Source organism: Cognatundibacterium jejuense (assembly GCF_014284255.1).
In the GTDB taxonomy this organism is placed as follows: Bacteria; Pseudomonadota; Gammaproteobacteria; order Burkholderiales; family Burkholderiaceae_D; genus Undibacterium; species Undibacterium jejuense.
On record NZ_JACOFV010000021.1, the window covers coordinates 1 to 26,544 of the forward strand.

Consider the following 26,544-nt stretch of genomic DNA (forward strand, 5'->3'; position numbering starts at 1 on the left):
ATTTGATATTTTTTAAGCATTCCGATCAGTTAGAAACTAATCGGTGCGCTTTCATCAAGTGCTCACATTTATTGACTGTTAATTGTTAAAGAACCGAATGGTTTAAATTCTTTTCCGCTCAAACCGAGGCATTTATTTACCTGGTTTAGCAACGAAGCGTTGTGTTCGTTTGCAGCAGAGAAGCGAGATTATGCAGCACTTTATTTACCCTGTCAACTCCCTGATTGCTTTTGCTGTTCTTTCTGGTGAAACATGTCGCTTTCGCGTCATTTCTACCTGATCAAATCGCCGGAGTTGCTGGCCGCTGCTTTCTTCTTGCTTCCCGTTTTAGCGGGAGGCGAACTATAGCAAAGTTTAGTGCTGTTACGCAAGGGGAATTTGGAAAATGATTTATATCTTAAAGAAAGGCTAAGCCTACATAGAACCCGTCATCAAAACGAATGCTTAAACTTGGTCTACTATTCTGATTACTCATCAATTACTACGCTTTCATTAGAAATATGAGAGATCGAACAGCATCGTGAACTATTTACTATTCGACGAACAATTGGACACTCACTGGACTGAAACTTTATTTCCCGGAGCAGTCATACTAAGGCGGTACGCAGTTGAACGTGCGGATACGCTGATCTCTGAATTGGATGCAATACTTCGACAAGCGCCGCTACGCCAAATGAAAACGCCCGGCGGTCGCACTATTGCCGTTCAAAATAGCAGCTGCGGGGAATTCGGCTGGATATCGGATACACACGGCTATCGCTATATTCGTTTCGACCCAATCTCAAAAGCCCCTTGGCCAGCGATGCCACAGGGGTTCAAAGATTTGGCAATCGACGCAGCTCGAGCGGCGGGATTCGACAAGTTCATCCCTGATAGTTGCCTGATCAATCGCTATTTGCCCGGAACAAAACTATCACTACATCAAGATAAGGATGAACTGGATTTTAATCATCCTATTGTTTCCGTCTCATTAGGAATGCCTGCAATATTTGTGTTTGGCGGCTTACAACGTAGCGACCCACTCAGCAGTATTAAACTCGAACATGGTGATGTTCTGGTGTGGGGTGGTCCTGCGCGTCTGCTGTTTCATGGTGTCAAATCCGTCAAAGATCAGCCGCATGGCACACTGGGCTCTCAGCGCATTAACCTAACTTTTCGACGTGCAAAATAAGTCCGGCATCTATGCGATACTTGCAAACATATATACAACTTGAGACAGGCTCATGGCATTTTCACTCGATAATTTGCTGGTCATAGGAATTTCTTCACGCGCCTTGTTTGATCTGGAAGCGGAAGATGCAATTTTTCAAAGCCAAGGTCTGGACGCATTTCGTCAACATCAACTAGAGAATGAAAACACCATCCTTAAACCAGGTGCCGGCTATGCTTTAGTCAAAGCACTGTTAAAGTTAAATGCACTCATACCCGGGCACAGAATGGTAGAAGTGGTGGTGATGTCACGCAACTCTTCTGAAACGTCGTTACGTATTTTCAACTCCATCCAACATTACGGATTGGACATTACTCGCGCTGCATTGACTGGTGGCGCACCGCTGGCCCCCTATCTGAATGCGTTTAACGTCAGTTTATTTTTGTCCTTACATGAAGATGATGTGCAAGCAGCCATCAATTCTGGAGTCGCCTCAGCGATGCTTTACCCTATGCCTCCCAACGCTGCGGATATGGAGCAAATTCGGATTGCCTTTGACGGTGACGCGGTACTTTTTTCGGATGAATCCGAACGAATCTACCAACAACAAGGTGTAGAAGCATTTGAATCGCACGAGCGAGAAAACGCTAAAAAGACTTTACCGGATGGTCCATTTGCACGTTTACTGCGAGCGCTGTCGTATTTGCAAAATCATTTCAAAGCACCAGACGGGAGAGCATTCCCACTGCGCACAGCACTCGTCACGGCACGCGCGTCTCCAGCGCATGAACGCGTGATTCGCACCTTGCGCGCATGGGACATTGCCATCGACGAAACTTTCTTTATGGGTGGCGTGAATAAATCAGCGGTCTTATCCGCCTTTAAGCCGCATATGTTTTTTGATGATCAGCATGGTCACTGTCTGAAAGCATCCGATGTTGTTCCGACTGGACGCGTCCCCATTAAGCAAACACCCGAGCAAAAAAATTAATTTATTCAAATAAAAAAGCCGGAGCGTTTTTGGCGCTCCGGCTTCTTAAACAATCATCAAAAATTAACGCTGCGCTACAACATCCACTACACACAGTGCCGTCATGTTCACAATACGACGAACAGTCGCAGATGGCGTCAGGATATGTACTGGTTTTGCACAACCAAGCAAGATCGGACCAATCGCGACATTGTTACCCGCCGTTGTTTTCAACAGGTTATAAGCAATATTCGCCGCATCGATATTTGGCATCACCAACAAATTCGCATCACCTTTCAAACTGGAACCCGGCATCATTTTTTTGCGATAGCTAGCATCCAAGGCGGTGTCGCCATGCATTTCGCCATCAACTTCCAGATCCGGCGCATCACGTTGAATGATCGCTAAAGCGGCACGCATTTTTTGTGCGGACTCGCTGTTGCTGGAACCAAAATTAGAATGGGACAGCAAAGCCGCTTTTGGTAACAAGCCAAAACGACGCATTTCTTCTGCTGCCAGAATCGTAATTTCGGCGATTTGTTCAGCAGTTGGGTTTTCATTCACATGGGTATCAACTAAGACCAACTGACGATCCGGCAATACCAGACCGTTCATCGCTGCATAGACATTCACGCCTTCACGCTTGCCGAGGACTTGATTGATGTAATTCAAATGCAGGCCTGTAGTACCAAAGGTGCCGCAAATCATGCCATCGGCATCGCCTTTATGGATCATCATGGCACCGATTAAGGAATGGCGACGACGCATTTCCAATTTTGCGTATTGTTCAGTGACACCTTTACGGCAAGTCATTTCGTAGTACGCTTGCCAGTATTCGCGGTAACGTGGATCAAACTCAGGGTTAATGACTTTGAAGTCAACGTCAGGACGCAGACGCAAGCCGAATTTTTCTATGCGTTGTTCCAGAATATGCGGACGACCAACCAGAATTGGCGCTGCCAATTTTTCGTCGACGATCACTTGCACGGCACGCAATACACGCTCTTCTTCACCTTCAGCAAAGACGATGCGTTTACGTTCCATTGGCGCTTTTTTAGCGATCTGGAACAGTGGTTTCATGAAAGTGCCACTGTGATAGACGAACTGCTGCAGTTTTTCTATGTAGGCTTGCATGTCTTTGATCGGACGCGCAGCGACACCACACTCTTCAGCAGCTTTCGCAACGGCCGGTGCGATCTTGATCATCAGACGTGGATCAAATGGCTTAGGAATCAGATATTCAGGTCCAAACGATAAATTGCTGATGCCATAGGCCGATGCCACGATATCGGACTGCTCTGCTTGTGCCAGCTCAGCAATCGCATGTACCACGGCAATTTCCATTTCACGGGTGATCGTCGTTGCACCGCAATCGAGTGCACCACGGAAAATATACGGAAAGCACAAGACGTTATTCACCTGATTAGGAAAGTCAGAACGTCCGGTCGCCATGACAGCGTCATCGCGGACGGCTTTAACCTCTTCCGGCAAAATTTCTGGCGTTGGATTCGCCAATGCCAAAATCAAAGGGCGCGGCGCCATTTGCGTGACCATGTCTTGCTTCAATACGCCTGCAGCAGACAAGCCCAGGAAAATATCTGCGCCAGGGATCACATCGCGTAAGCTGCGCGCTGTAGTGTCTTGCGCAAAACGTTCTTTGTCCGGATCCATCAACTCAGCACGGCCTTTATAAACCACACCAGCCAGATCAGTCACAAAAATATTTTCAATTGGAAAACCAAGATCGACGATCAGATCCAAACAAGCTAACGCAGCAGCGCCAGCACCGGAAACCACCAATTTAGCTGTTTTAATATCTTTTTGAACAACTTTCAAGCCGTTCATGATTGCCGCGCCAACGATAATCGCAGTGCCATGTTGATCATCATGGAAGACGGGGATCTTCATGCGTTCGCGCAGCTTACGCTCGATGTAGAAGCATTCTGGTGCTTTAATATCTTCGAGGTTAATACCACCGAAAGTAGGTTCCAGAGAGGCAATGATATCGACCAGCTTGTCTGGATCAGGTTCATTGATTTCGATATCGAACACATCGATGCCAGCGAACTTTTTAAACAAAACGCCCTTACCTTCCATCACTGGCTTGGATGCCAGTGGGCCAATATTACCCAAGCCCAACACTGCAGTGCCGTTGGTGATCACACCAACCAGGTTGCCACGTGCTGTGTATTTGAAAGCAGCGGCCGGGTCGGCGACAATTTCTTCACAAGGAGCAGCAACACCAGGAGAATACGCAAGTGCCAAATCGCGTTGATTCGTCAACTGCTTGGTTGGCGTGACGCTGATTTTTCCTGGCGTCGGATGCTCGTGATATTCGAGTGCTGCCTGGCGCAATTGTTGACGTATTTGCTCTTTTTGATCTGCTGACGAATCCATGTGGTAGGCCTTTTTTCTATTTTGCTTACGGAAAACTGAAGTTTGCCTGTGATTCTATCAGAGGGAATCTTCTAACTTTATACGTATTTGTACGACTTCTATGCTTTTAGCGCATAAGGATATACATGATATTGTTAAATTGAAAACGAAATATCCTAAAAACAAGCAGTTTAAGATGTTGACGTGACGAACGATTGTGGATAGTCGGCTCGCTGTAAATTGCTCAGTACATTGCACGTCTAATCTACAACTTAAATTTCATCAACAATCTCAACGTAAAATGAGTTTTTCTAACGAATGAACGATTCCATCTGGACACCGCAACTTCCTTGAGTACAATGCCCGTATGCTCTCAGAATTCGATTTAATAAAGCGCTACTTTGCGCGACATACAAAGCCCGATGAACATCTTGCACTAGGTATAGGCGATGATTGTGCATTATTAAACATCACACCTGGCATGCAAATGGCGATCTCCAGCGACATGTTGGTGTCTGGGCGTCATTTTTTCCCTGATGCGGATCCTTACCTGCTTGGGCACAAATGCCTGGCAGTTAATTTATCGGATCTGGCGGCGATGGGTGCCAAGCCCGTCGGTTTTACGCTCGCATTTTCTTTACCAGAAGCCAATCCAGCATGGCTGGAGAAATTTTCGCAAGGTTTATTTGCGCTTGCCGATCAACACCAATGCCGTTTGATTGGTGGCGATACAACGAAGGGTCCACTAAATATCTGCATTACTATTTTTGGCGAATTACCGCTCTCGATGGCCTTGCGTCGTGACGCCGCTCAAGTTGGTGATGATATTTGGATTTCTGGAAATCTTGGCGATGCCCGTCTGGCACTAGCTGGTTACTGGCGTGAGCTGGAGCTTAGCCCGGCTGACCAATTGCAAGCGGCAACACGCATGCACCAGCCGACACCGCGGGTTGCACTCGGTATCGCACTACGTGGAATTGCCCATGCTGCACTCGATATTTCAGATGGCTTAGTCGGCGATCTCGGCCATATTCTTGAGTCTTCACGTGTAGGCGCTAGCTTAGCAATTGATGCTATGCCAGCAGGACCAATATTGCAGCATTTTCCGCCAGCATTGCGACGCCAATTCACGTTGTCGGGTGGGGATGATTACGAGCTATGTTTTACTGCACCAGCAGAACGGCGGGCAGAGGTCGTCGCGGCGGCGGCCTCTGCGAATACCCTGGTTACACGCGTCGGACGCATCGATGCGGAACCTGGCTTACGTTTTCTGGATCAGCATGCCAATCCGGTTTGCCTCTCTTTACAATCCTTCGACCATTTCACCACGCCATGACAAGTACAGCTCCAGCGCAAAGTAGCAAAATAAAAAAAGCGACAGCTCAATTTATGTTCAGCCATCCGGCACATATTCTGGCGCAAGGCTTTGGTAGCGGCCTTTCCCGCATTATGCCAGGTACGGCCGGTACATTATTTGCGTGGTTGATATTCGATCTTTTTAGCCAACGCTGGCCGGATATTTTTACGCCTAGTCATTGGTTTTGGATTATCTCCATCGGTTTTTTTGTGGGCGTTTGGGCGTGTAAGATCACCGGAAAAAATATAGGGGTGGCTGATCACGGCAGCATGGTCTGGGATGAAATTATTGCGTTTTGGCTGGTTCTGCTGTTAGTCACGCCAGCCGATCTCAAGACACAGTTTTACGCATTTATCATTTTTCGCTTTTTTGACATGGTGAAGCCACCGCCTATTCGTTATTTTGATCAGCGCTTTAAAGGTGGTTTCGGGGTCATGTTCGATGACATCGTAGCGGCATTTTTTACCTTGCTTAGTTTTGCAGTGTGGAGACACTTTTAGCAACGATGAGTAAATGTGCGCTGCAAATAAACTATTCATTGATAACAGACTTCAAATGCTGCGCACATGGTGGTAAAGTAAGTCTGCAATAGAACCAAAAAGCAGCCAAAAAACAGCTAGGGGAGACATCATGCTAAATGCTATTGAACTTGCAATACAGGTCGGTGAAGAACTCAAATCAAGAAAGCTCTTACTGGCTGTTGCTGAGTCTTGCACAGGCGGCGGGATTGCCTACGCTGTTACTGAGGTAGCAGGCTCTTCTGAATGGTTTGATTGTGGCTTTGTCAGTTACTCCAATTCATCTAAAACCGAGTTACTAGATATCTCTGCGGCACTAATTGCACAACATGGCGCTGTCAGCGAAGAGATCGCCGCAGCGATGGCTGAAAGTGCCATTGCAAATTCAGAAGCCCATGTCTCCTTATCCACAACAGGCATCGCAGGTCCTACTGGCGCGGTACCCGGAAAACCTGTCGGTACCGTCTGCTTTGGCTGGAAAGTTGGCGGTGTAACGCACACCGAACGTCGGATATTTTCTGGCGACCGACGTGCCGTTAGGGAACAGACAATTGCTCACGCTCTCGACAGGTTGCTGCGCTACCTGCGTGAGATGTAATTCGCAGATTTAACAGACTATCTTAGTGTCTGGAATCGTTCCGATACACTACGGTTTAACACATACTTAAAAACCAAGTTGTGGTCGCACGCTACCGAAGCTGATATTAATCACGAGATTTCATTAACAATTGATCCAATAAAACCGATTGAATTTTATCGGTTTTCATTTCCCGATTAAGTTCTACGCGTAATTTTTCACGAACTAAATCGAAGCCTTCTTCAGAATGAAGATCATTTGGATCGATTTTTGTCATGACAATCGGTAAAAGCTGCATCAAAGTTACTTTATTTGTGTTGAGCCACCCCCTATCTTTCTTTTCGACTTGTAAAGTAATTTTTATCCTGACCACGTTGTTGTCAACGTTCACCACGGTCTCAGGTAAAGTCAGGTAGGTCGGGGTCTCGCCGTCGTCAGCAATGACCTTGACGTAAAAAATAGCGACAAAAACTGCTAAAAATCCACATAACGCGACAATTGCAGCATACAAAGCAAAATTATCGCTTTTGCCTTCCTTTTTTTTCTTGCTTGATTTATTGGAACTATTCGATCTGGAAACAGACTTCTGCGGTTTCAGCAATTCTGGAACAACGGGTTCCTTGACAACGGTAGATGGAGTCCTCACCGTATTAGCAGAGCTTTGCGGCTCAGCAACAGGCGAATCGGGTAGCAGAGGTGACGGAAGATACTCCTCAAGCATATCGGTGCGCGCGTTAGCATCAATATCAAGGTCGAAAAAATCCAGTGCCTCAGATTTGGCTGGGGGACTAGCTACGCCTTCAAAATCTAGCTGCGCACTCAACAAGCTCGCTTTGTTCTTTTCGTTCGGCATAATGAAATCAGGAATTCATTCAACCAGCGATTGTAACCCAAATAAAATTTCACGAAGGAAACTTATCATAGCAAAAAGTTCATGAATTTTAAAGGAAGGGAAATTTCTATTTAAATAAGTCAATTGCTCAATAGCTAAGAATTTGCAAAGCGGCCGAATCTAGATGCAGCGCAGCACGTTACAAACTAAGGATATTATATCCTTCGCTGTTTCGATTATGATGTGCTGTTTTTTTTATTTGCTACAGTCCCGCCAATGCTTCCTACTTTTTCCTCAACAGAAAGAAATTCCGCTTTAGATAATATCAAAGGGGTACTGATATTTTTGGTCGTATTTGGACATTTCATCGAATTGCATATCGCCAATGATAGTTTTTTACGTCCAATCTGGATCTTTGTATATGCGTTTCATATGCCAATGTTCGCGTTGGTATCTGGGATATTCTCCAAAACAATCGTCGATGAAAAACAAGCATTACAACTCATCAAAAATATCGTTGCACCGCTGATTGCTTTTGAACTGATCTACGAATGCACGGAATATGTGTTAGTTGGCAAATTCAGTGTCTACGCCGGCTTAGTCGCTCCCTATTGGATGCTGTGGTATCTGATGAGTTTATTATCATGGCGCCTGATGTTACCGCTATTTTTGAGAATGCAGTTTCCGGTTGCACTGTCATTAATTCTGGCCTTGGGAACAAGTTATTCTGAACATGCAGGGTATTTGTTGAGCAGTTCTCGTACCTTGTTATTTTTCCCTTACTTTTTGGTGGGTGCAGTGATTGGTCCCGAATTATTCTCATCTAAAGAAAATGATAGACGATTGATCATCATCTCCTTGCTGATCGTTGCTATTGCAATCTCAAGCATTTTCTTCTTACCGCCGCTATTCGATTACCGTTGGTTGTACGGCAGTTTTTCTTTGAATCGCCTCGGGATGGCAAATATAACCGGGACGCTATATCAGATGCTGCAATACACCGTATCTTGCGTACTTGGCTTAGCATTACTCTACTTACTGAGCCGCAAAGACTTGGGATTATCGAGGATAGGTAAGCAATCGATGTATGTGTTTTTGTGGCACGGTATGACCTTAATCATTTTGCAGCAATCTGGGATTTTACCTGCCATATTGCGCATGGAGCCTACCGCCAGACTGTCAATTTCCTTGTTATGTAGCGCTGTGATCGTATACCTGACGGCGCACCCCTATTGCGAACGCCTGACGCAAAAAATAATCTTGCAACCAATGGCGGCATTATTAACAGGTCGCATAAAAAAACTCGCGGCGTCACCAGCAGAAACGCTACCGAAGAAATCGATCGCTGCTGAATAATTTTTGCTGCAATTGAGCACGCTTTTTACTTTTTTGCTTTTTTGCTTTTTACTTTTTTACTTGTTACCTGTTAAGCGAAAAAGACAAAACGCCCTCGCTTCAAAATTTCCATTTCTGAAACCAAGGCGTTTTTTATGTGCGATGACTGATCAATCATCAGTTTTTAATTCACTAACTGTTACTTAGTTTGGATATTATCGCCATCAAATTGCTGCGGATTTTTACCGTGGATACCACTGTAAAACTTCTTAATTTCTTCCATGTCGGCAAGCAGGTCACCGGTTGGCATAAACATTTTTCCGATACCGGCAGTTTTAAGAGAAAAATCGAGATATCCGAGTGCAATTGGTACACCAGCGCCCAAAGCAATATAATAAAACCCGGTTTTCCAGTGTGTCACTTTACCTCGGGTTCCTTCCGGTGGAACAATCACTGTCAGACGTTGATTGGCATGAAATGCATCAACTGTACTTTGTACTAGATTACCCGAGCGGCTACGATCAACGGCAATCCCGCCCAGCCAATGCATTACGTGACCGAAAACGGGCGGAAATAGGCTTGCCTTCCCCATCCAATAAACACGTAAGCGCAGCGCAAAACAAACCATCAAGGTGTATGGAAAATCCCAATTACTGGTATGTGGTGCCGCAATGAGCACGTATTTTTGCTCGATGGGAGCTTGCCCCTCAATACGCCACCCTAGCAAGCGCAACATAGTGACGGAAATCCAGCGTGCCAGAGAATTAATCAACGGGGTTTCAAAAATAGTTAAATGCATGCCGTAAGTCTTTGATATCAAAAGAGAAATTCGTCCCCTTCCAGAACGAGACGGCATTATAGGGAGATATCTTAAAAGGGGGAAATTTTTCTTTAGTACGACTGGACTATTTTTTTACCGATGAACGTCAATTTATCGGCAATATAGAAATTTCACCAAAAGCAAAAACGAGCAAAATCTAGCGAAAGCTTATTATTTATGTATCCAGTGAAGGATGTCATCCCACTGGAGTAAGTCTTTCTCTACCCGGGACGGTGCGACATCCCACAGCGTGGCTCCGTGAGCCGCGAGCTGGACATAATTCTGGGTATCACGCAAATAGCCTAATACGGGTAAATCTAATTGCTGCACATAGTGCGTAAGTTGATCAGCTGCGCGACTACGGGCATTGACTCGCATACCCAAAATACCGATTTCGCATTTTTGCTCACGCTTGGCTAGTTTCTTAAAAAACTCTTCGGTTGCCAAAATATCAAAGATAGATGGCTGTAATGGAACAACCACTTTATCCGCCAACTTTAATACGGCATCGAGTTTATTTCCTTTCAGACCCGCTGGCGTGTCCAAAACCACATGTGTCGTACCTTTCGGCGGTTTAGCAATCGCATTGGCATCAATTTCCCACGCCGAAATAGCAGGAAAATGTTCTGGTCTGAGAGCTAACCAGGTACGGGAAGATTGCTGGGCATCAATGTCGCCCAGCATCACTTTATGCCCTTGCGAGGCGAAATAGCCTGCAAGGTTGGTCGCAAACGTACTTTTACCTACGCCACCTTTAGGATTTGCTACGACGATGACTGGCATACGGACATTCCCCACAAGTTGAAATCAGATATCAATATTTACATGTATTCAGCTTGACTCAAAGAGAGCATGTTTGTAACTTCACCTTCTCAGATATTGGGCAACTAGATTTTATTGCCAGCATATTTTGCTAGTTTTGATCGGCAACCAATAACGCCATTTGCTCAACACTGAGGTAACACCATTCGCCTTCTTGTAAATTCAGAGAACTCAACTTCAGTTGCCCGATCGCTGTACGTTGCAAGGCTGCGCAATGATTACCTGCAGCAGCGAGCATACGCTTGACCTGATGATATTTACCTTGTTCCAGGACAATTTCTATCTGATTCGTATCCAATTGACGACACCACAGCGCAGCTAACGGTGCGGGTTCGTCATGTAATTGCACACCACTCAACAGAGAATTCACGAGTTCAGTAGTTACTGGTTCTGCCGTAGTAGCTTGATAAACTTTAGGAATGTGCCGTTTAGGTGAAGACTGTGCGTGGATAAAAGGCCCATCGTCCGACATTAATAACATGCCAGTCGTATCATGGTCTAATCGTCCGACTGGCTGCACATCGCGCCAAGTAAATTGTTCCGGCAATAAAGTCAACACTCCGGGGTGATGACTAGGCTTGCGAGAGCATTCAAAATTCGCGGGTTTGTTGAGCGCAATATATATATGCTCGCGATATTCCCAGTCTTCATCAAAAATACGAAATACCAAGCCTTCCGTCTCAACGGTCAGTTTATAGTCATCAACGAATTCGCCAGCAATACTGACTTCGCCGTCGGATATCAGTTCACGGCAATATTTGCGTGAACCAAAGCCCTGCGATTGCAGGATACGATCTAAGGATAATTTACTCATACTGCAACTTTAGCAGATCAGACCCACGCAAGGCTAGCGCGCAAAAGCCAAATCAATACTTCAAATCAATACAAGTGACAAGTATAAGTATTTAAATGACATTAGTTTTGCTCATCTGTAATTTTTGCAATGCGAGGAAGCACAATGGTAAAACTTGTTCCTTTGCCCACGATACTATCGACAGAAATATCCCCACCCAGTACGTCTTTAATCAGGTTGTACACAATATTTAAACCTAATCCGCTACCACCTTGCCCAAGCCGAGTTGTAAAAAATGGATCAAAAATACGTCCTAAGTTGACTGGAATTATCCCTTTACCATTATCTTTAACGATAATTTCAATTCGATCAATATCAAAAAAACGTGCACTGATCGTCACCGTTCCTCTACTTTCGCCCCCAAATGCATGAATGAATGCATTGTTAATCAGATTGGTCATGACTTGTCCCATCGCGCCCGGATAGCTATCCATCATCATTTTCTCTGGAATATCCGAAACCACTTCGTGTTTGGTTTTACGTATCATGGGGCCGAGGGTGAGTATCAGTTCGCTCACCATTTCATGGAGGGCAAAAACGCGCCGGTTGGCACTGGTACGATCAACCGCCACTTGTTTAAAACTAGTAACCAGTTCAGAAGCTTTACTCAAATTACGCAGAAGCAAATCTGTTCCCATTCTGGCATTTTTTAAATACTCTTCTAATGCAGATTTACGTAAGCCGTGACTGTACTGCTGCAAAATATCATCTGTTTGTTCTTGTAAGGTACTGGCAACTGTGACGCTGGTACCGATTGGTGTATTGAGTTCATGCGCAACACCTGCCACCAGTGATCCAAGAGCTGCCATTTTTTCGGTTCGCAATAACTCTTGCTGAGCGCGTTGCAAGTTCTCAAGCACTACTGTGAGTTCATTATTTGCTTCTTCCAGCTCGTGCGTCCTTTCTGAGACACGACGTTCCAGCGTAACATTCATGTTGAGAATGTCTTTTTCATTCTGACGTTTTTCGGTGATATCTTCTTGCACAAGTATCAAAAATGGCTCGTCACCAAAGCGAATTAAACGTCCGGATATTTGACATAACAACGTCTTATCTTCTGTGCCACAACGTAGCCATGCCTCAAACCCCTGCAACTCGCCATCTCGCTCAAGTAGCCGCAGGACTTGCGCATAATCTTCGGAATTGCGCCATAGGTCTTCTTGTATTTCCAGATTGCTGAGTATCGTTTCAGCCGACCACGCAAATTGCCTCACCCAAGCATCGTTAACGTCGACGATCCGGTACTGATTATTTTTACGCAAAACACTCATCGCTACCGGCGAAGCCTGAAAAATTCCTATGAATTTTTCTTCAGTGTCACGCAAGGCCTGCTCAACGCGTAAACGCTCTTTGAGTTCTTGTTGCAAGATAATATTTTGCTGTTCTCTTTCAGAAATCAGTTGCCCAAGATTGAGTCGCATTTGATTCAGACCGGATGCTAAATTTCCGATTTCATCCTGACGTTGTAACACTAAGGGCTCATCTAGTTTGCCGCTGGCGAGCTTTGCAGTAGCGGCTTGGAGTGCTTGAATAGGACGCACGATACGCCGGTCAAATAAAAACCAAATTAATACGAACGAGAAAATTACCTGTGCGACAAGACCTGCACCAAGTTTAAAAATGTCATCTAACAAATCCCGATTGACATATTCAGTTGTCATTTCCAGGACGACTTTACCAATCACTTTCGTTTCGAGGTAAATTGGACGTTCTTCTTTTAGGGTATGAATACCGGACTTGCGGACTTTATCACTGCGAACAAAAACATTACCAGCTTCGTCGGTCACAACCAGGCTGATCACCTCACGATTTCGCATGACTGCTTGCACGAATTGCTTACTAACTTCTTTATCGACGTTCCAAAGCGGAACTTCCATCGCTTTAGATAACATATCGGCATTTTGCGCCATCGGCACACGTATGCGCAGCTGTAATTCACGCTCATACCTCGCCACTGTCATGAAGTAACCGAACACCATGGCTGGCAATAAGATACCGAGTGCGACGCCTAATATAGATATTTGTCTTAACGAAAGTTTCCGCAAAATTAACCTCAATCTGGAAACCCTAGGATTATTTGGACTGCTGCTTACGCCACAATTGGATATTGAATGTCACCAATTTACTCATCAAACCTTGCTTGTCCAATACGTATAAAGCTTTAGCAATACGACCTCGCATTTCTGGTGTATTGCAGGGAGATTTATGCGCCATCGTCAAATATAAATTTTCGTTGGCAACCGCAGTTGGCAATGTTTTTACATCATTCATATTCAATTTAGCAACGTACGCCAGACCTGGGTCCTCTTCATAGATCAAATAATCCGCCCTGGATAGATTGAGCATAGCCAAGGCTTGCTCCAGACTAGATACGGTAACGATTTTCAGAGACTCTTTGGCATAGCGATCAAAATCTTCGCCAAAGCTATTATTAATCACGGTGATGCCATTTTTGCCAACCAGATCACTCCATTTACGGTAGACCAATTTACTATTTTTTTTGGTCCAGATAGCCGTCCTGGTTTCGCGAAACGCCGGATAAAAATAATCCATGTAATCAAGGCGCGGCAAGGTAAAAAACGCGCCGGCAATTAAGTCGACATGGCCCAATTTTGCTTCTTCCTGTACTCTGGCCCAAGGTCCGAGATACTTTACCTCAATCGGCACGCCAATTTCTTTCGATAAGGCTTGCATCAATTCTGCATTCGCACCGATCAAATGACTTTCATCTTGCGCATCTCGCCATAAAAAAGGCGGGTATTCTGGATTCCCGGTCGCTAACAACTTTTTACATACCTCCTGAGCCTGGGAGGGAGCAGCAAGTAGTTGTAAACTTATCAGAAAAAAGGTACTAGCCACGTATAACAACTTGCCTGCTCTAAAATATGGCCTCATTGCAACACCTCTTATTATGATAGAAGAATTTGATTCAGTCTAACGCCTGAATAGTCGCGAGGCAAGATGACAATTTCAAATAAAAAAGACACCTCCAACCAACTGTTCTTTCAAGCAACAATAACTCTGATATGCTTAGAGATCAACGCAGCACAAATTTGTAGTAAAAATGCAATGAAAGCTAATCCGATTATTCAATGAATTGACATAAAATTCCGCATCCTCTGAATAAAAAATGCATTGTTCAATGAATCCGCCAATATAAAAACCCGCTCAAAGCGGGTTTTTATATTTTTTTCTACCGAATTCAATAAGGCAATCTTCACATTTTGGCTTTAATTAACTTGCCCAATTTTTCTATACCTTCGTTGATGCGTTCTGGCGATACAGTAACGAAGGACAAGCGCAGCGTATTTTTTTCTGCTTCGTTGGCGTAGAAAGGACCACCCGGAACAAAAGCGATATTGTGTTGAATCGCTTCATCCAACAACAATTTGCTGTCGATGTGCTTAGGCAAAGTGACCCAGATAAACATGCCGCCTTCTGGACGGGTCCAAGTGACGCCTTGCGGGAAGAACTTCGTCATTGCCTCAAGCATGACATCGCACTGGCGTGAATAGAAAGTACGAATCGTCGGAATGTGCTCACCGAGGAAACCATCCTTAATCACTTCATAAACGACCATTTGCGTCAGTTGTGCCGTATGCAAATCAGCTGCTTGTTTCGCTTGCTCTAATTTACGAATAAGGGGAACCGGACCGACCACATACCCCAAACGAATACCTGGCGTTAATACCTTAGAGAACGACCCCATGTAAATCACGCCGTTAGGATTCATATTCAACATTTTTGGCAAAGGCTCGCCGCTGTAGCACAAATCACCGTAAGGGTTATCTTCGATCAGCGGAATACCCATACGTGCACAGGTCTCCACCAACTCCATACGACGTTCTATCGACAAGGTTCGGCCAGTCGGGTTTTGAAAGTTAGGCAAGGCATACATCAAACGTGCGCCCTCTCCTTTTGCGGCAACGGATGCAGGAATCAGACCATGTTCATCCGTATCGACCGATTCAAATTGCGGCTGATACACAGAAAATGCTTGCAAAGCACCGAGGTAACTTGGTGTTTCGACCAAAATTTTGCTGCCTTCGTCCACCAATACTTTACCCAACAGATCCAAACCCTGCTGCGAACCAGATACCATCAAAATTTGCTCGGGCAAAATTTTGCAATCTGCGGTGGACAATGAGGCTGCAATAAATTCGCGCAAAGGTGCGTAGCCATCGGTCGGGCCATATTGCAATGCCGTTTTACCTTGTTCTGACAACACTTTGTCAAACGCGGCTTTCATGCGTTCAACTGGGAAAGTTTCAGGTGATGGCAAACCACCAGCAAACGAAATGACTTCCGGACGCATGGTCACTTTTAAAATCTCACGAATAACGGAGCTTTGCAGTTGCTCGGCGCGTTCTGAGAATTTCCAATTGATAGGGGTAGGATTTTCAAGTTTCATGCTGGTCTCACTGGAAGTCATGCCATGTCTGGCAAAATATTGTTATCGTTCAAACTGAGACAAATATCTTGAAATTGCCTCAGTCATATTTAGTGCTAATTATGTGACGAATCTGATCAGTTAAGTTCCACGATCATTTCGATTTCTACACACGCTCCCATAGGGATTTGCGCTACGCCGAATGCGGAACGGGCGTGTTTGCCTTGATCACCAAAAATTTCCGCGATCAATTCAGAGGCACCGTTAGTGACCAGATGCTGTTCGGTAAAATCAGGCGTCGAATTAACCAGGCTCATCAGCTTCACAATGCGTTTAACACGATTGAGATCGCCACCGCACGCAGCTTGCAATGTTGCCATCAAATCAATCGCGACAGCGCGAGCAGCCAATTTACCTTCTTCTGTTGTAATATTTTTACCTAACTGACCAACCCAGACCTTACCATCTTTTTTGGCAATATGACCGGACAGAAACACGGTATTACCAGTCTGTACATACATCACGTAAGCAGCGGCTGGTGCTGCAACGGTAGGCAATTCAATATTCAGTGCTTGGAGTTTTTCGTAAAAGGACATGGTCATTCCAAAAAAGTGGTGGCGCAGCCAACCAGAGTGGTAAAAACAAATACGGTGCAATAATGCAATGCCAATAAGGCAATTTGAAACACACGTAGATGCTACGCATAGCTCTCTATTGTATGCCTGCCATTGCCCGATTCATACCCCCAAATTCAAGTGGTCTTATTGATTTTATTTGGTCAGCTTGCAATTTTGCCCTACTCTAACGATGAATCTTCATTTGTCGCCCCAGACTGACGGTAACGACCACCGCCACGGCAAATAGCATATTGATCAAATTCAAGGACTCGCCGACGATCATTGCCGCACCTAATAAGCTCATAAACGGCTGCAATAATTGCACCTGCCCTACCCTTGCAATACCGCCAGTCGCCAGGCCTTTATACCAGAACAAAAAACCGACAAACATAGAAAACACCGACACATAGGCGAACCCACCCCAGGCCGCAGTGGATGCGTGCAAGCCGTACTGTAAATAACTCCAGATACTCAGACTCAGGGTCACAGGAAAAATCAAGATGAGCGCCCAAGAAATGACTTGCAAACCACTCATACTTTGCGCCAATCTGCCACCTTCGGCATAGCCCATCGCTGCCAGAACGACGGCCCCGAACAACGCGAAATCTGCCCATTGCAAACGACCTGCACCTTGCATGAAGGCAAACCCCAGCACCAATCCGCTACCCATCACCGCCATCAACCAAAATCCTAAAGAAGGCCTCTCATGAAAACGTAGTGCCGCAAATAGTGCTGTCGCCAACGGTAAAATTCCCAGCACGATCGCGCCATGCGCAGCGGGTACTTGATGCATTGCGAGAGTACTCAACAAAGGAAAGCCTAAAACGACGCCGCAGGCTATGATAAATAATGATTTCAATTCAGATCGCTGTGGTAGACGTGCTTTTTGCAACCACATCATCAAGCCCGCCAAAATTGTCGCTACAACAGCACGTCCCATCGAAACAAACACGGGATTAAGCTCTGCCACGGCAAGTCGTGTGAAAGGCAAAGTCAGACTAAAAATAGCAACGCCCACAAAGCCCAGCCACATACCTTTGACTTCCAGTTTTTGTTGTTTCAATGCGAGGGTGCTCATATTTTTCCAATGCAATTCGATGTCAGTTTCAGAAATTGTTTATAGACTAAACATCCAGACCGCAGTCAACGCCAGCGATATCCCCATGCACAGGTTAAAGCGACGTAGGCGCTGCCCGACTGACAACCAATGACGTAATTTATCGCCCATCCATGCCCACGTAAGCAAACTTAGCGCACTAGGCAAAGCAAAACCCAGACTCATCCACCCCATACGAGCAAAAAATTCGCTTTGTCCTATTGCATAGGTTGAGGTTGCGGCAACCAACATCATCCATGCTTTCGGGTTCACCATTTGAAACACGGCGGCCTGTTTGACGCTCAACGGTTGCATGCTCTTGCTGTCAGACAAGGTAGCAGAAAAACACAAACGCCATGCGAGCCACAACAGATACCCGTTGCCTGCAATCTTCATGAGTAATACCAAGTGCGGATGACCTGACAGAACTGACGCTCCAACGAGGCCAATCGCCCACATCATGAGCACAAATCCCAACGGCACACCCATCACCTGCGGCAATGCCGCGCGCAAACCGTGATTGACGCCAGTAGTGGCAGCAATCGCCACATTCGGACCGGGTGTAAAAGAGCCTATCCAGGCGAAGATGGAAAAGGCGATAAATTCTGTAAATGGCATGTGGTGTTCTGCTTCCTTCGGCAAATTTCGCGCGTTTTGTTTTTAAATTATGTTCAATGCTAATGGTGTTTGTCATCGACGAATGCAATCTGAAACAGAATACGCATTGGCGACAGAACCATCTTCGGCACTGCACTCTTTTTCATCAGCGTTTGTGCTATCCTAAACGCAAAAACCAATACAGTACCAATACACAAAAAACGATAATCACCACACTGTTCTGGTCAATTCCCCAATACAGACTACCAATAACGAAGAAACGAAGAAAAGCTCATGCAAACGCCTACCTTTTATATTTCGCGCGACTCCGGGGATTCTCTGGTAGAACAAATTGTGGCAGCAGTTGCCAACCGTATCGACGACAAGTTGCTGCGTACGGGTGCGCGTATGCCTTCGATCCGGCAATTTGCTGATGAACAGCATGTTTCACGTTTCACGGTGGTCGAAGCCTATGACAGGTTGGTCGCCAAGGGCTATCTGGAATCACGTCGCGGCGCAGGCTTTTTTGTCCGTGAACGAGCATCGATGCTGAGTAGTGCCCCCGTCGCAACGCAGGTCGTAACTGGCTCGCAGCAAATGGATGTGGTCTGGCTGGTGCGCAATATGTTTCGCCAATTACCACCGCAAAAAATGCCGGGTTCCGGCGTGTTACCACATGATTGGCTCGATGGTGAATTGGTCGCGAACGGCTTACGGGCAATCAGTCGTCTGAATCAAAATTTGTTACTGCATTACGGTACGCCACAAGGGTTTCTGCCGCTGCGTCAGCAATTGCAACTCAAACTGGCTGAGCTGGAAATCGCGGCAGCGCCAGAACAAATCGTGATGACAACTGGCGTGACGCAAGCATTGGATCTGGTCGCCCGTGAATTTACACGTCCTGGTGATACCATTTTTGTCGATGATCCCGCATGGTTTCTGATGTTTGGATCGTTTGCGATTCTTGGTGCCAAGGTGATTGGCATTCCGCGCCTGCATGATGGTCCCGACGTCGCTAAATTGGCAGAGCTGGCAGCAATACACAAACCGAAGTTGTATATCATCAACTCAGTCATGCACAATCCGACCTCGACTTCATTGTCAGCGGCCAAAGCATTTCAAGTGTTGAAAACTGCGGAGTTACATGACTTCATTGTGGTGGAAGATGATATTTACTGCGATATGCATCCCGGCAGTGCCGTACAATCAGCGACCCGCATCGCTGCGCTGGATCAACTAAACCGTGTCATTTATCTGGGCGGATTTTCTAAAACACTGGCCGCCAATTTGCGCGTTGGTTTTATCGCGACTTCAGCAGAACTGGCTATACGCTTATCCGATCGCAAGATGCTATCAACACTCACGACAACGGAAATCGGCGAACGTGTCGTGTACAAAATTCTCTCCGAAGGTCACTATCGAAAACATGTTGATCGTATCCGTGTGAAGCTCGATGGGGTCAGAGATGACATCACCAAGCGACTCGAACATATCGGTATCAAAGTTGATTACCGCACTCCGGCGGGGATGTTTTTGTGGACAGAAACTGGTGTGGATACCAACAAGCTCACCGAGAAAGCCCTCGAGCAAGGATACCTGCTTGCGCCAGGTAGTTTGTTCTCCCCCCACCAGGCACCGTCGACCAAAATGCGTATCAACATCGCTGCGATGTCAGATGCAGGGGTGTGGGACTTTTTGAAAAAAGAACTGCGCTAAAAAAATTTTTAACCAAGTTGCGTGATGTAGAACAATTTAAGCAACCATAAAAGTCGACACTTTACCCTTGCCACGAGCATCGCCGGCACGATGCAATAAAGCTGACACATTGTCACCTTCGCGCATCGTTGCCACACCTATCGTGGCATCAATTTTAATTTCTTTGCCGGATACTGTCACTGGCATAGACACAACGGTGGTACGGGTACGTCCGGCGATTTTTTCTGCATCGTTTGCCGCTGCTTCAGGCAACAAAACACAAAACTCATCACTACCGTAACGCGCCAGATTATCGTAAGACCGCATAACCCGCTTAATACGGCGGGTTACCTCGACAAGAATAATATCGGCAGTTTCCGGGCCGTATTCATCATTAATTTTTTTAAAATCTGCAACATCCAGCACTAACATTGACATCGGTTTTGTCAAACGCGCATGACGTTGTAATTCAGCTTCGGCAATTCGCATAAATTCGCGCCAATTGGCCACACCCGTTACCGGATCAATACTTGCCTGACGTTCCAATTCTTGCTCGGCACTTAACAACTTACGGCGATAGCGATGCACGTAACTGGCAATGGCATGACCAGTCACAGCACTCGCTGGCAACATCATAGCAACGCCAAGCGAATATCCATAATAAAGTGCATGCTTGAATACCATCAGAAGTAGTGAAACAATCACAAAACTCACCACCGGTAGACGCAACATCTTCAGAGGCAGCGGCACCACAATGAAGGTCATCAGACAACCCCAAATATCGATGAGGTAATGTCCGAAGTAATCTCTTGGCGTGCAGGCGTTACTGACCAGTTGCATCAGCATGACCAGCACCACCCAACGGAGTAAATATTTATCGATGACAGGCGCCGTACCCAGCACCTTCAATTGCTGTAAAAACCACCAGGAACAGGCCAGAACAAAACCTCGCATCGACAACAACACTACCGAAGTCACAGAAAATTCGTGGAACAACAAATCGATAAAGCTAAGTGGCAGCAAAGACCACATCAATACCCGCACCACCAAGCGTGCCTGGATTCTGTCTTGATTCTGGAAATAGGTTCGGTATTGTTCATCAGGAATTTCTTGATACGTCGTTTGCATTTTAAATACCTATCATACTCAGGATTTATTATTAAAAAAACATTATTACAAACTATATCACTACCTAAGCTCAGATCCCAATGTTTATCGGATCTGCCGCAAATTTGCTTCGACAACGATGCGCATCATTCATTGCACTCACTCGCAAGTCACAGATATTCTGGCGGCGCACTTCGGTATTTTAGATAGAAAATTATGGTTTTTTAGGATGAAAGCACATATCTATGCTACATTCTCATCCACCTTTTTACGCGCTCACTATGCACATTATGCCCTTCACATCGCAGTTTGCTGACATTTTTACAGGTTTTCCACCTGTTTTCAGCAATGACTTGCGTTGTTGTTGCTGTTGAGTCTGCATTATCTATTGCCGATTAACACCGTGACGAAAATCCGTTAATCGCGCGCACCAAGTTCTTTCAATTTCTTACTCTTTTTCATTGTTAAACCAAGATGGACATACTTCTTTACGATAACTGGGAACGCCGCCTGCGCCCTTTCACACCTCTGCGTACTGATTGGGTCGGATTGTATTGCTGCGGCCCTACCGTGTATGACTACGCGCATATCGGTAATTTGCGTACCTATCTATTTGAAGATCTGCTGCGTCGCACGTTAGAATGGAACGGCCATACTGTCCGTCACGTCATTAACATCACTGACGTGGGTCATCTGGTCTCAGATGGCGATGACGGTGAAGACAAAATGGAAAAAGGCAGCCGCAAAGCCGGTGAATCGGCATGGCAAATTGCTGAGCGTTTTACGATTGCCTTTAAGCAAGACTTGCAGCGTTTAAATGTCCTGGAACCAAGCATCTGGTGCAAAGCAACAGATCACATTGCTGAGCAAATCGATTTTATTTCTTGCATCGAAAGCAAAGGCTTTACCTATCGCACCAGTGATGGCATTTATTTTGATACCAGCAAGCAAGATGACTACGGCTACCTCGCCCGTATCAAACGCGACGCCATCAAAGCTGGTAGCCGTGTTGAACTTGGCGAAAAACGCAATGCGACAGATTTTGCCCTGTGGAAATTTAGTCCGGAAAACGAACAGCGCCAAATGGAATGGGATAGTCCATGGGGCCGCGGTTTCCCGGGCTGGCATATTGAATGCTCGGCGATGTCAGCTAAATATCTGACACCGTGGTTCGATATCCATTGCGGTGGCGAAGACCATATTTCTATTCATCACAGCAATGAAATCGCACAGAACCAGGCTTGCCACGGCACGCGCCTAGCGAACTTTTGGATGCACGGTTATTTCTTGCAAATTGATTCTGGCAAGATGTCCAAATCCAGCGGTGATTTCCTGCGCTTACAAACCTTGCTGGATCAACACATCGATCCGCTTGCCTATCGCTATTTGTGCCTGACTGCACACTATCGCAGCCAGATGCAATTCAGCTTTGAAGCTTTGCAAGCAGCGCAAACCGCTCTACAACGTTTGCGCGATACCTTCTACGCCTGGCCAGCTGGTGGCAGTGTGAATGCTGAATTCAAAGAAAAATTCACGACTTTTGTGAATGAAGACTTAAACGTGCCGCGCGCACTGGCATTGGTGTGGGAAATGTTGAAAGCCGACATTTCTGATGCCGATAAAAAAGCAACGGTCGCTGAATTCGATCAAATTTTTGGTCTAGGTCTGGCCAACTGGGTGCCGCAAGCATTAGAAGTGCCAGCCGAAGTGCAAGCATTGGCAGAGCAACGTCAGGCAGCACGCGCAGCTAAAAACTGGGCAGAAGCCGATCGCTTACGCGCCGCATTGCATGCACTGGGCTTTGAAGTCGAAGACAAAGCTGGCAGCATGAATATCAAACGTTTGTAATCCCAGCACCAGCTCCGTATCGATAAAGCGCCGCGACTGAAAAGTCCGGCGTTTTTTTACGTCAACAAGCAAGGTTTATTGCATCGAAAAACTTGAAATCTCGTGCTACGTCCCCACCTCGGGAGAGCTAGTTTTTTGATTCACATTTAATTCATTTGATTCAATTTTATTTAAAACGACCTTCCTAACCTAATTTCCGAGGAAAAACATGTCAGAAAAACAAACTCTGGGCTTTCAGGCCGAAGTCAAACAATTACTGCAATTGATGATTCACTCCTTGTATTCCAACAAGGAAATCTTCTTGCGCGAGCTCATCTCCAATGCATCGGACGCGTCCGACAAACTGCGTTTTGAAGCGATCAATAACGCTGCATTGTTTGAAAACGATGCGGAGCTGCAAATCAAAGTGACCTTCGATAAGGCGGCACGTACCATCACAATTTCTGATAACGGTATCGGCATGAGCAAAGCCGATGCGATCGAACATCTGGGTACCATCGCTAAATCTGGCACCAAAGAATTCTTTGGCAAACTGTCTGGCGATCAGCAAAAAGACGCCGCCATGATTGGTCAGTTCGGTGTGGGTTTCTATTCTGGCTTTATCGTTGCTGACCGCATCACTGTTGAATCTCGTCGTGCTGGCGCGTCTGCTTCTGAAGGCGTGCGTTGGGAATCCGAAGGCGCGGGTGACTTCAGCGTTGAAGACATCACTAAAGCAGGCCGCGGTACTGATATCATCTTGCACCTGCGCGAAGGCGAAGACGAATTCTTGTCCGCATGGAAACTCAAGTCCGTGATCCGCACCTATTCCGACCATATCTCTCTGCCTATCAAAATGCTGAAAGAAGAATGGAACGAAGAGAAAAAAGAACAAGTCATCACTAATGAATTCGAAACAATCAATCAAGCCAGCGCATTGTGGGCACGTAGCAAATCCGAAATCACACCGGAACAATACGAAGAGTTCTACAAACATGTTTCCCATGATTACAGCGCGCCACTGACACACACGCACAACCGCGTTGAAGGTCGCAGCGACTACACCCAACTGCTGTACATCCCAGCGCGTGCACCATTTGATCTGTGGGATCGCAACAAGCGTGGCGGCATCAAGCTGTACGTCAAACGTGTCTTCATCATGGACGATGCAGAACAATTGATGCCAGTGTATCTGCGCTTCGTCAAAGGTGTGATTGACTCCAACGACTTGCCACTGAACGTTTCTCGCGAGATTCTGCAAGAAAGCCGTGACATCAAAGCCATACGCGATGGCTCTACCAAGCGCGTACTGGGCATGTTGGAAGATTTAGCGAATGCCGAAGGCGATGAAGCAGCAGCTAAACACGAAAAATACGCGACATTCTGGAAAGAATTCGGTCAGGTATTGAAAGAAGGCATCGGTGAAGATGCGACCAATAAAGATCGCATCGCGAAACTGTTGCGCTTTGCTTCGACACATAACGACAGCGACGTGCAAAACGTGTCATTGGCTGACTATCTGGCACGTGCCAAAGAAGGCCAGGACAAGATCTACTACGTCACGGCAGAGAGCTATGCGACAGCTAAAAATAGCCCGCACTTAGAGATCTTCCGCAAAAAAGGCGTCGAAGTCTTGTTACTGACCGATCGCGTTGATGAATGGATGTTGTCTTTCCTGAGTGAATTCGAAGGCAAAGAATTGGCTTCTGTGGCGAAAGGCGGTTTGGATCTGGGCACATTGGAAGATGAAGCTGAGAAAAAACACCACGCAGAAACTGAAACCGAGTTCAAGGATCTGGTAGAAAAAATGAAAGCGGCGCTGGCAGATAAGGCCAAAGATGTGCGCGTCACTTTCCGTTTGACCGATTCACCAGCATGCCTTGTGGCGGACGAACACGACTTGTCCGGCAATCTGGCGCGCATGTTGAAAGCAGCGGGTCAAGCTGCACCAGAGTCGAAACCAATTCTGGAAGTCAACCCAGATCATCCTTTGCTGCAAAAACTGAAATACGAAGAAGCCAAATTCAGTGACTGGTCACACATTTTGTTTGATCAGGCTTTGCTGGCAGAAGGCGGCACCTTGGCTGATCCAAGCAGCTTCGTAAAACGTTTGAATGAAATGCTGTTGAGTAAGTAAATAAGCGACACATAATCGGCTGCTAATCTAAACACAGCCATAAAATGAGAAAGCCCGGGGACAGAATTGTCGCCGGGCTTTTTTTCAGGCTAGCAAGAGAAAGAAAATAGGTGTGAGTTTAGGTGACCCACTATATCCTGTCCCTCTGAGCATATTACAATTTATTCGCTCACTTCAACAACGCGACCGTTCAGAGGTTGCACAGGACGTGCATTCATTTTGTACATTTTTTTGAATGCTGCGATCTGTGCTTTGGAGATCTCTACTGGCTGTTTCAGTACGTGCCAGCGAACGCCATCGCTACAAGGTGGTGTCGTTAAAGAGCCCATGAATTTGTAGTAAGCGAGCTTACCTGGTAAAACTTTGGATGGATCAAAACTTGCTAAACTAGTTGGTGTACCTTCTGCTGGAAGCGCAGAAAATATTGGAGCCAACGTCGCATTTTCTTTGCCAGCTTTAAACAGGACCGCAACTACAAATAATTTGCCATCTGCATTTTTGTGAACAAAGTGCGCCACCATTGGGTAATTAACGCCATCAATTTTTTCTTCACTTGGTGTATGGAAATGGAATTGCAACAGCGCCGCTTCGTCATTACCAACTTTCAAGCTGCTACCTGCTGGCAAATTAATCTGGATTGTATGACCATTATTAACGACTTCTGCTGTACCAGATTTATAAGAAAAATCGAGTGCTGGCAAAGCAGCTTTTGTCACTTTTGATTTAACGATATCAATTGGAGATTGCTCTTTACTGATTTTGCAAGCAGAGTTAGCCTCATCCAGTTCTGCCCATTTAGCCGGAGCAGTTTTACCGTCGTAACTCCAATGTGCAGGAGCACCTTTATCAGATGCATTTGCAATACCGAATGACAGGGCAAACGCAGTACAAGTCATCGCGGCGATTAATTTTTTATTCATTTTCAATTTCCATAAAATAGGGATGCAACATACCTTCAGCTAAAAACACAGACTCAAAGTCAGTGAGTTCAATTTCTAAAAATTACCTCGGAAGCAAATGAGTAAAAACGATCTTTAAAGATAACAATGTTTATACATGATTACTATTTCTGAACCGTGACTTCCGAATTATCTTTTTCAAAACATTTTACATTGTACATTATTGTAGCTATTTTAATGTTTTTTTTGCAATTTATTTACTCATCCTTTGGCAATCAATATGCTATGTGAAAGATATTTATTCCACGAACCTTAACTAACCATATTCCGATCGCCATCACATTGCGTTCTTTTTACTGTTGGGTGCACTGTTAAGGCACATTCTTTACCACAAGAATCGTAAAATCGACACGCCAGAAGCAATTTGCAGATCAAAATAGGATGCGAAAATGACACAAATTAACGGAAGCTTTGAAGTAAAACTAGCCCCCCCAACCGGCCGCAGAGGGCACGGAGAGTGCGCAACTAGGACGTAATCATATGCTTATTTTTGCAATACTTTGCTTGCC

General features: G+C 45.7%; 22 protein-coding genes. 9 read left to right on the forward strand and 13 right to left on the reverse strand.

Annotated features, from left to right (window positions below; genetic code table 11):
* Nucleotides 1–520: 520 nt before the first annotated feature.
* Both alkB and H8K32_RS18185 read left to right on the forward strand, forming a co-directional pair.
* Nucleotides 521–1,171, forward strand: a complete 651-nt coding sequence (gene alkB / locus H8K32_RS18180; RefSeq protein WP_343068068.1) for a DNA oxidative demethylase AlkB — start codon at nt 521–523, stop codon at nt 1,169–1,171.
* A 52-nt stretch (nt 1,172–1,223) separates the two neighbouring features.
* Complete coding sequence (locus H8K32_RS18185) at nt 1,224–2,141, forward strand: 5'-nucleotidase (RefSeq protein WP_186913986.1); 918 nt, start codon at nt 1,224–1,226, stop codon at nt 2,139–2,141.
* 63 nt (nt 2,142–2,204) lie between these two features.
* On the opposite strand, the gene H8K32_RS18190 is transcribed toward H8K32_RS18185, so the two are convergent.
* Nucleotides 2,205–4,517 carry an NADP-dependent malic enzyme gene (locus H8K32_RS18190; protein ID WP_186913987.1) on the reverse strand — a complete coding sequence of 771 codons (2,313 nt, stop codon included), beginning with the start codon at nt 4,515–4,517 and terminating at the stop codon, nt 2,205–2,207.
* Nucleotides 4,518–4,863: 346 nt separating this feature from the next.
* On the opposite strand from H8K32_RS18190, the gene thiL reads away from it, so the two are divergent.
* The 3 genes from thiL to H8K32_RS18205 all read left to right on the forward strand — a co-directional run bounded on the left by thiL (nt 4,864) and on the right by H8K32_RS18205 (nt 6,969).
* On the forward strand, nt 4,864–5,832 hold the full coding sequence (gene thiL, locus H8K32_RS18195; RefSeq protein WP_186913988.1) for a thiamine-phosphate kinase: 969 nt from the start codon (nt 4,864–4,866) through the stop codon (nt 5,830–5,832).
* Nucleotides 5,829–6,353: a phosphatidylglycerophosphatase A family protein gene (locus H8K32_RS18200; protein WP_186913989.1), complete on the forward strand. Its 525-nt coding sequence runs from the start codon at nt 5,829–5,831 to the stop codon at nt 6,351–6,353. The genes thiL and H8K32_RS18200 overlap by 4 nt, the downstream gene beginning before the upstream one ends.
* A gap of 130 nt (nt 6,354–6,483) precedes the next feature.
* Nucleotides 6,484–6,969 carry a CinA family protein gene (locus tag H8K32_RS18205; RefSeq protein WP_186913990.1) on the forward strand — a complete coding sequence of 162 codons (486 nt, stop codon included), beginning with the start codon at nt 6,484–6,486 and terminating at the stop codon, nt 6,967–6,969.
* 106 nt (nt 6,970–7,075) lie between these two features.
* Here H8K32_RS18205 and H8K32_RS18210 read toward each other — a convergent pair whose 3' ends face one another.
* Nucleotides 7,076–7,801, reverse strand: a complete 726-nt coding sequence (locus tag H8K32_RS18210) for a flagellar basal body-associated FliL family protein (protein WP_186913991.1) — start codon at nt 7,799–7,801, stop codon at nt 7,076–7,078.
* Between the two features lie 255 nt (nt 7,802–8,056).
* Between H8K32_RS18210 and H8K32_RS18215 the strand changes: the two genes are divergently transcribed.
* Nucleotides 8,057–9,136 carry an acyltransferase family protein gene (locus tag H8K32_RS18215; protein ID WP_186913992.1) on the forward strand — a complete coding sequence of 360 codons (1,080 nt, stop codon included), beginning with the start codon at nt 8,057–8,059 and terminating at the stop codon, nt 9,134–9,136.
* Between the two features lie 178 nt (nt 9,137–9,314).
* Here the strand turns inward: H8K32_RS18215 and H8K32_RS18220 are convergent, their stop codons facing one another.
* From H8K32_RS18220 to H8K32_RS18260, 9 genes are all read right to left on the reverse strand, one after another.
* Entirely contained in the window at nt 9,315–9,914 is a 600-nt protein-coding gene (locus H8K32_RS18220) for a lysophospholipid acyltransferase family protein (RefSeq protein ID WP_186913993.1), read from the reverse strand.
* 192 nt (nt 9,915–10,106) lie between these two features.
* The gene (locus H8K32_RS18225) at nt 10,107–10,718 is read right to left on the reverse strand and encodes a ParA family protein (RefSeq protein ID WP_186913994.1); all 612 of its coding nucleotides are present in this window, start codon (nt 10,716–10,718) and stop codon (nt 10,107–10,109) included.
* Between the two features lie 130 nt (nt 10,719–10,848).
* Nucleotides 10,849–11,571 carry a pseudouridine synthase gene (locus H8K32_RS18230; protein ID WP_186913995.1) on the reverse strand — a complete coding sequence of 241 codons (723 nt, stop codon included), beginning with the start codon at nt 11,569–11,571 and terminating at the stop codon, nt 10,849–10,851.
* Between the two features lie 101 nt (nt 11,572–11,672).
* Nucleotides 11,673–13,655, reverse strand: a complete 1,983-nt coding sequence (locus H8K32_RS18235; protein WP_186913996.1) for a sensor histidine kinase — start codon at nt 13,653–13,655, stop codon at nt 11,673–11,675.
* 28 nt (nt 13,656–13,683) lie between these two features.
* Nucleotides 13,684–14,505 carry a substrate-binding periplasmic protein gene (locus H8K32_RS18240; protein ID WP_186913997.1) on the reverse strand — a complete coding sequence of 274 codons (822 nt, stop codon included), beginning with the start codon at nt 14,503–14,505 and terminating at the stop codon, nt 13,684–13,686.
* Nucleotides 14,506–14,827: 322 nt separating this feature from the next.
* Nucleotides 14,828–16,021, reverse strand: a complete 1,194-nt coding sequence (locus H8K32_RS18245) for an aminotransferase-like domain-containing protein (RefSeq protein WP_186913998.1) — start codon at nt 16,019–16,021, stop codon at nt 14,828–14,830.
* A gap of 116 nt (nt 16,022–16,137) precedes the next feature.
* Nucleotides 16,138–16,596 carry a RidA family protein gene (locus tag H8K32_RS18250; protein WP_186913999.1) on the reverse strand — a complete coding sequence of 153 codons (459 nt, stop codon included), beginning with the start codon at nt 16,594–16,596 and terminating at the stop codon, nt 16,138–16,140.
* 205 nt (nt 16,597–16,801) lie between these two features.
* Entirely contained in the window at nt 16,802–17,695 is an 894-nt protein-coding gene (locus H8K32_RS18255; RefSeq protein WP_246447477.1) for a DMT family transporter, read from the reverse strand.
* 39 nt (nt 17,696–17,734) lie between these two features.
* Nucleotides 17,735–18,331 (reverse strand): LysE family translocator, encoded by a 597-nt coding sequence (locus H8K32_RS18260; protein ID WP_186914000.1) that lies wholly within the window; start codon nt 18,329–18,331, stop codon nt 17,735–17,737.
* Nucleotides 18,332–18,604: 273 nt separating this feature from the next.
* Here H8K32_RS18260 and H8K32_RS18265 point away from each other — a divergent pair, with 273 nt between their 5' ends.
* Complete coding sequence (locus H8K32_RS18265) at nt 18,605–20,026, forward strand: aminotransferase-like domain-containing protein (protein ID WP_186914001.1); 1,422 nt, start codon at nt 18,605–18,607, stop codon at nt 20,024–20,026.
* Between the two features lie 36 nt (nt 20,027–20,062).
* On the opposite strand, the gene H8K32_RS18270 is transcribed toward H8K32_RS18265, so the two are convergent.
* Nucleotides 20,063–21,133, reverse strand: coding sequence for a GGDEF domain-containing protein (locus H8K32_RS18270; protein WP_186914002.1), 1,071 nt, complete (start codon nt 21,131–21,133; stop codon nt 20,063–20,065).
* A gap of 453 nt (nt 21,134–21,586) precedes the next feature.
* On the opposite strand from H8K32_RS18270, the gene cysS reads away from it, so the two are divergent.
* Nucleotides 21,587–22,960 (forward strand): cysteine--tRNA ligase, encoded by a 1,374-nt coding sequence (cysS, locus tag H8K32_RS18275; protein ID WP_186914003.1) that lies wholly within the window; start codon nt 21,587–21,589, stop codon nt 22,958–22,960.
* Nucleotides 22,961–23,168: 208 nt separating this feature from the next.
* Nucleotides 23,169–25,076 (forward strand): molecular chaperone HtpG, encoded by a 1,908-nt coding sequence (gene htpG / locus H8K32_RS18280; RefSeq protein ID WP_186914004.1) that lies wholly within the window; start codon nt 23,169–23,171, stop codon nt 25,074–25,076.
* Between the two features lie 161 nt (nt 25,077–25,237).
* Here htpG and H8K32_RS18285 read toward each other — a convergent pair whose 3' ends face one another.
* Nucleotides 25,238–25,996, reverse strand: a complete 759-nt coding sequence (locus H8K32_RS18285; protein WP_186914005.1) for a carbonic anhydrase — start codon at nt 25,994–25,996, stop codon at nt 25,238–25,240.
* Between the last annotated feature and the right edge of the window lie 548 nt (nt 25,997–26,544).

What these genes read in the sequence shown, in the direction of transcription:
- thiL (WP_186913988.1), top strand. Translation starts at nt 4,864, where the DNA reads ATGCTCTCAGAATTCGATTTAATAAAGCGCTACTTTGCGCGACATACA.
- H8K32_RS18250 (WP_186913999.1), bottom strand. Translation starts at nt 16,596, where the DNA reads ATGTCCTTTTACGAAAAACTCCAAGCACTGAATATTGAATTGCCTACC.
- H8K32_RS18190 (WP_186913987.1), bottom strand. Translation starts at nt 4,517, where the DNA reads ATGGATTCGTCAGCAGATCAAAAAGAGCAAATACGTCAACAATTGCGC.
- H8K32_RS18270 (WP_186914002.1), bottom strand. Translation starts at nt 21,133, where the DNA reads ATGCAAACGACGTATCAAGAAATTCCTGATGAACAATACCGAACCTAT.
- cysS (WP_186914003.1), top strand. Translation starts at nt 21,587, where the DNA reads ATGGACATACTTCTTTACGATAACTGGGAACGCCGCCTGCGCCCTTTC.
- H8K32_RS18260 (WP_186914000.1), bottom strand. Translation starts at nt 18,331, where the DNA reads ATGCCATTTACAGAATTTATCGCCTTTTCCATCTTCGCCTGGATAGGC.
- H8K32_RS18225 (WP_186913994.1), bottom strand. Translation starts at nt 10,718, where the DNA reads ATGCCAGTCATCGTCGTAGCAAATCCTAAAGGTGGCGTAGGTAAAAGT.
- htpG (WP_186914004.1), top strand. Translation starts at nt 23,169, where the DNA reads ATGTCAGAAAAACAAACTCTGGGCTTTCAGGCCGAAGTCAAACAATTA.
- H8K32_RS18245 (WP_186913998.1), bottom strand. Translation starts at nt 16,021, where the DNA reads ATGAAACTTGAAAATCCTACCCCTATCAATTGGAAATTCTCAGAACGC.
- H8K32_RS18255 (WP_246447477.1), bottom strand. Translation starts at nt 17,695, where the DNA reads ATGAGCACCCTCGCATTGAAACAACAAAAACTGGAAGTCAAAGGTATG.
- H8K32_RS18200 (WP_186913989.1), top strand. Translation starts at nt 5,829, where the DNA reads ATGACAAGTACAGCTCCAGCGCAAAGTAGCAAAATAAAAAAAGCGACA.
- H8K32_RS18215 (WP_186913992.1), top strand. Translation starts at nt 8,057, where the DNA reads ATGCTTCCTACTTTTTCCTCAACAGAAAGAAATTCCGCTTTAGATAAT.
- H8K32_RS18240 (WP_186913997.1), bottom strand. Translation starts at nt 14,505, where the DNA reads ATGAGGCCATATTTTAGAGCAGGCAAGTTGTTATACGTGGCTAGTACC.
- H8K32_RS18210 (WP_186913991.1), bottom strand. Translation starts at nt 7,801, where the DNA reads ATGCCGAACGAAAAGAACAAAGCGAGCTTGTTGAGTGCGCAGCTAGAT.
- H8K32_RS18205 (WP_186913990.1), top strand. Translation starts at nt 6,484, where the DNA reads ATGCTAAATGCTATTGAACTTGCAATACAGGTCGGTGAAGAACTCAAA.
- H8K32_RS18230 (WP_186913995.1), bottom strand. Translation starts at nt 11,571, where the DNA reads ATGAGTAAATTATCCTTAGATCGTATCCTGCAATCGCAGGGCTTTGGT.
- H8K32_RS18265 (WP_186914001.1), top strand. Translation starts at nt 18,605, where the DNA reads ATGCAAACGCCTACCTTTTATATTTCGCGCGACTCCGGGGATTCTCTG.
- H8K32_RS18185 (WP_186913986.1), top strand. Translation starts at nt 1,224, where the DNA reads ATGGCATTTTCACTCGATAATTTGCTGGTCATAGGAATTTCTTCACGC.
- H8K32_RS18285 (WP_186914005.1), bottom strand. Translation starts at nt 25,996, where the DNA reads ATGAATAAAAAATTAATCGCCGCGATGACTTGTACTGCGTTTGCCCTG.
- H8K32_RS18220 (WP_186913993.1), bottom strand. Translation starts at nt 9,914, where the DNA reads ATGCATTTAACTATTTTTGAAACCCCGTTGATTAATTCTCTGGCACGC.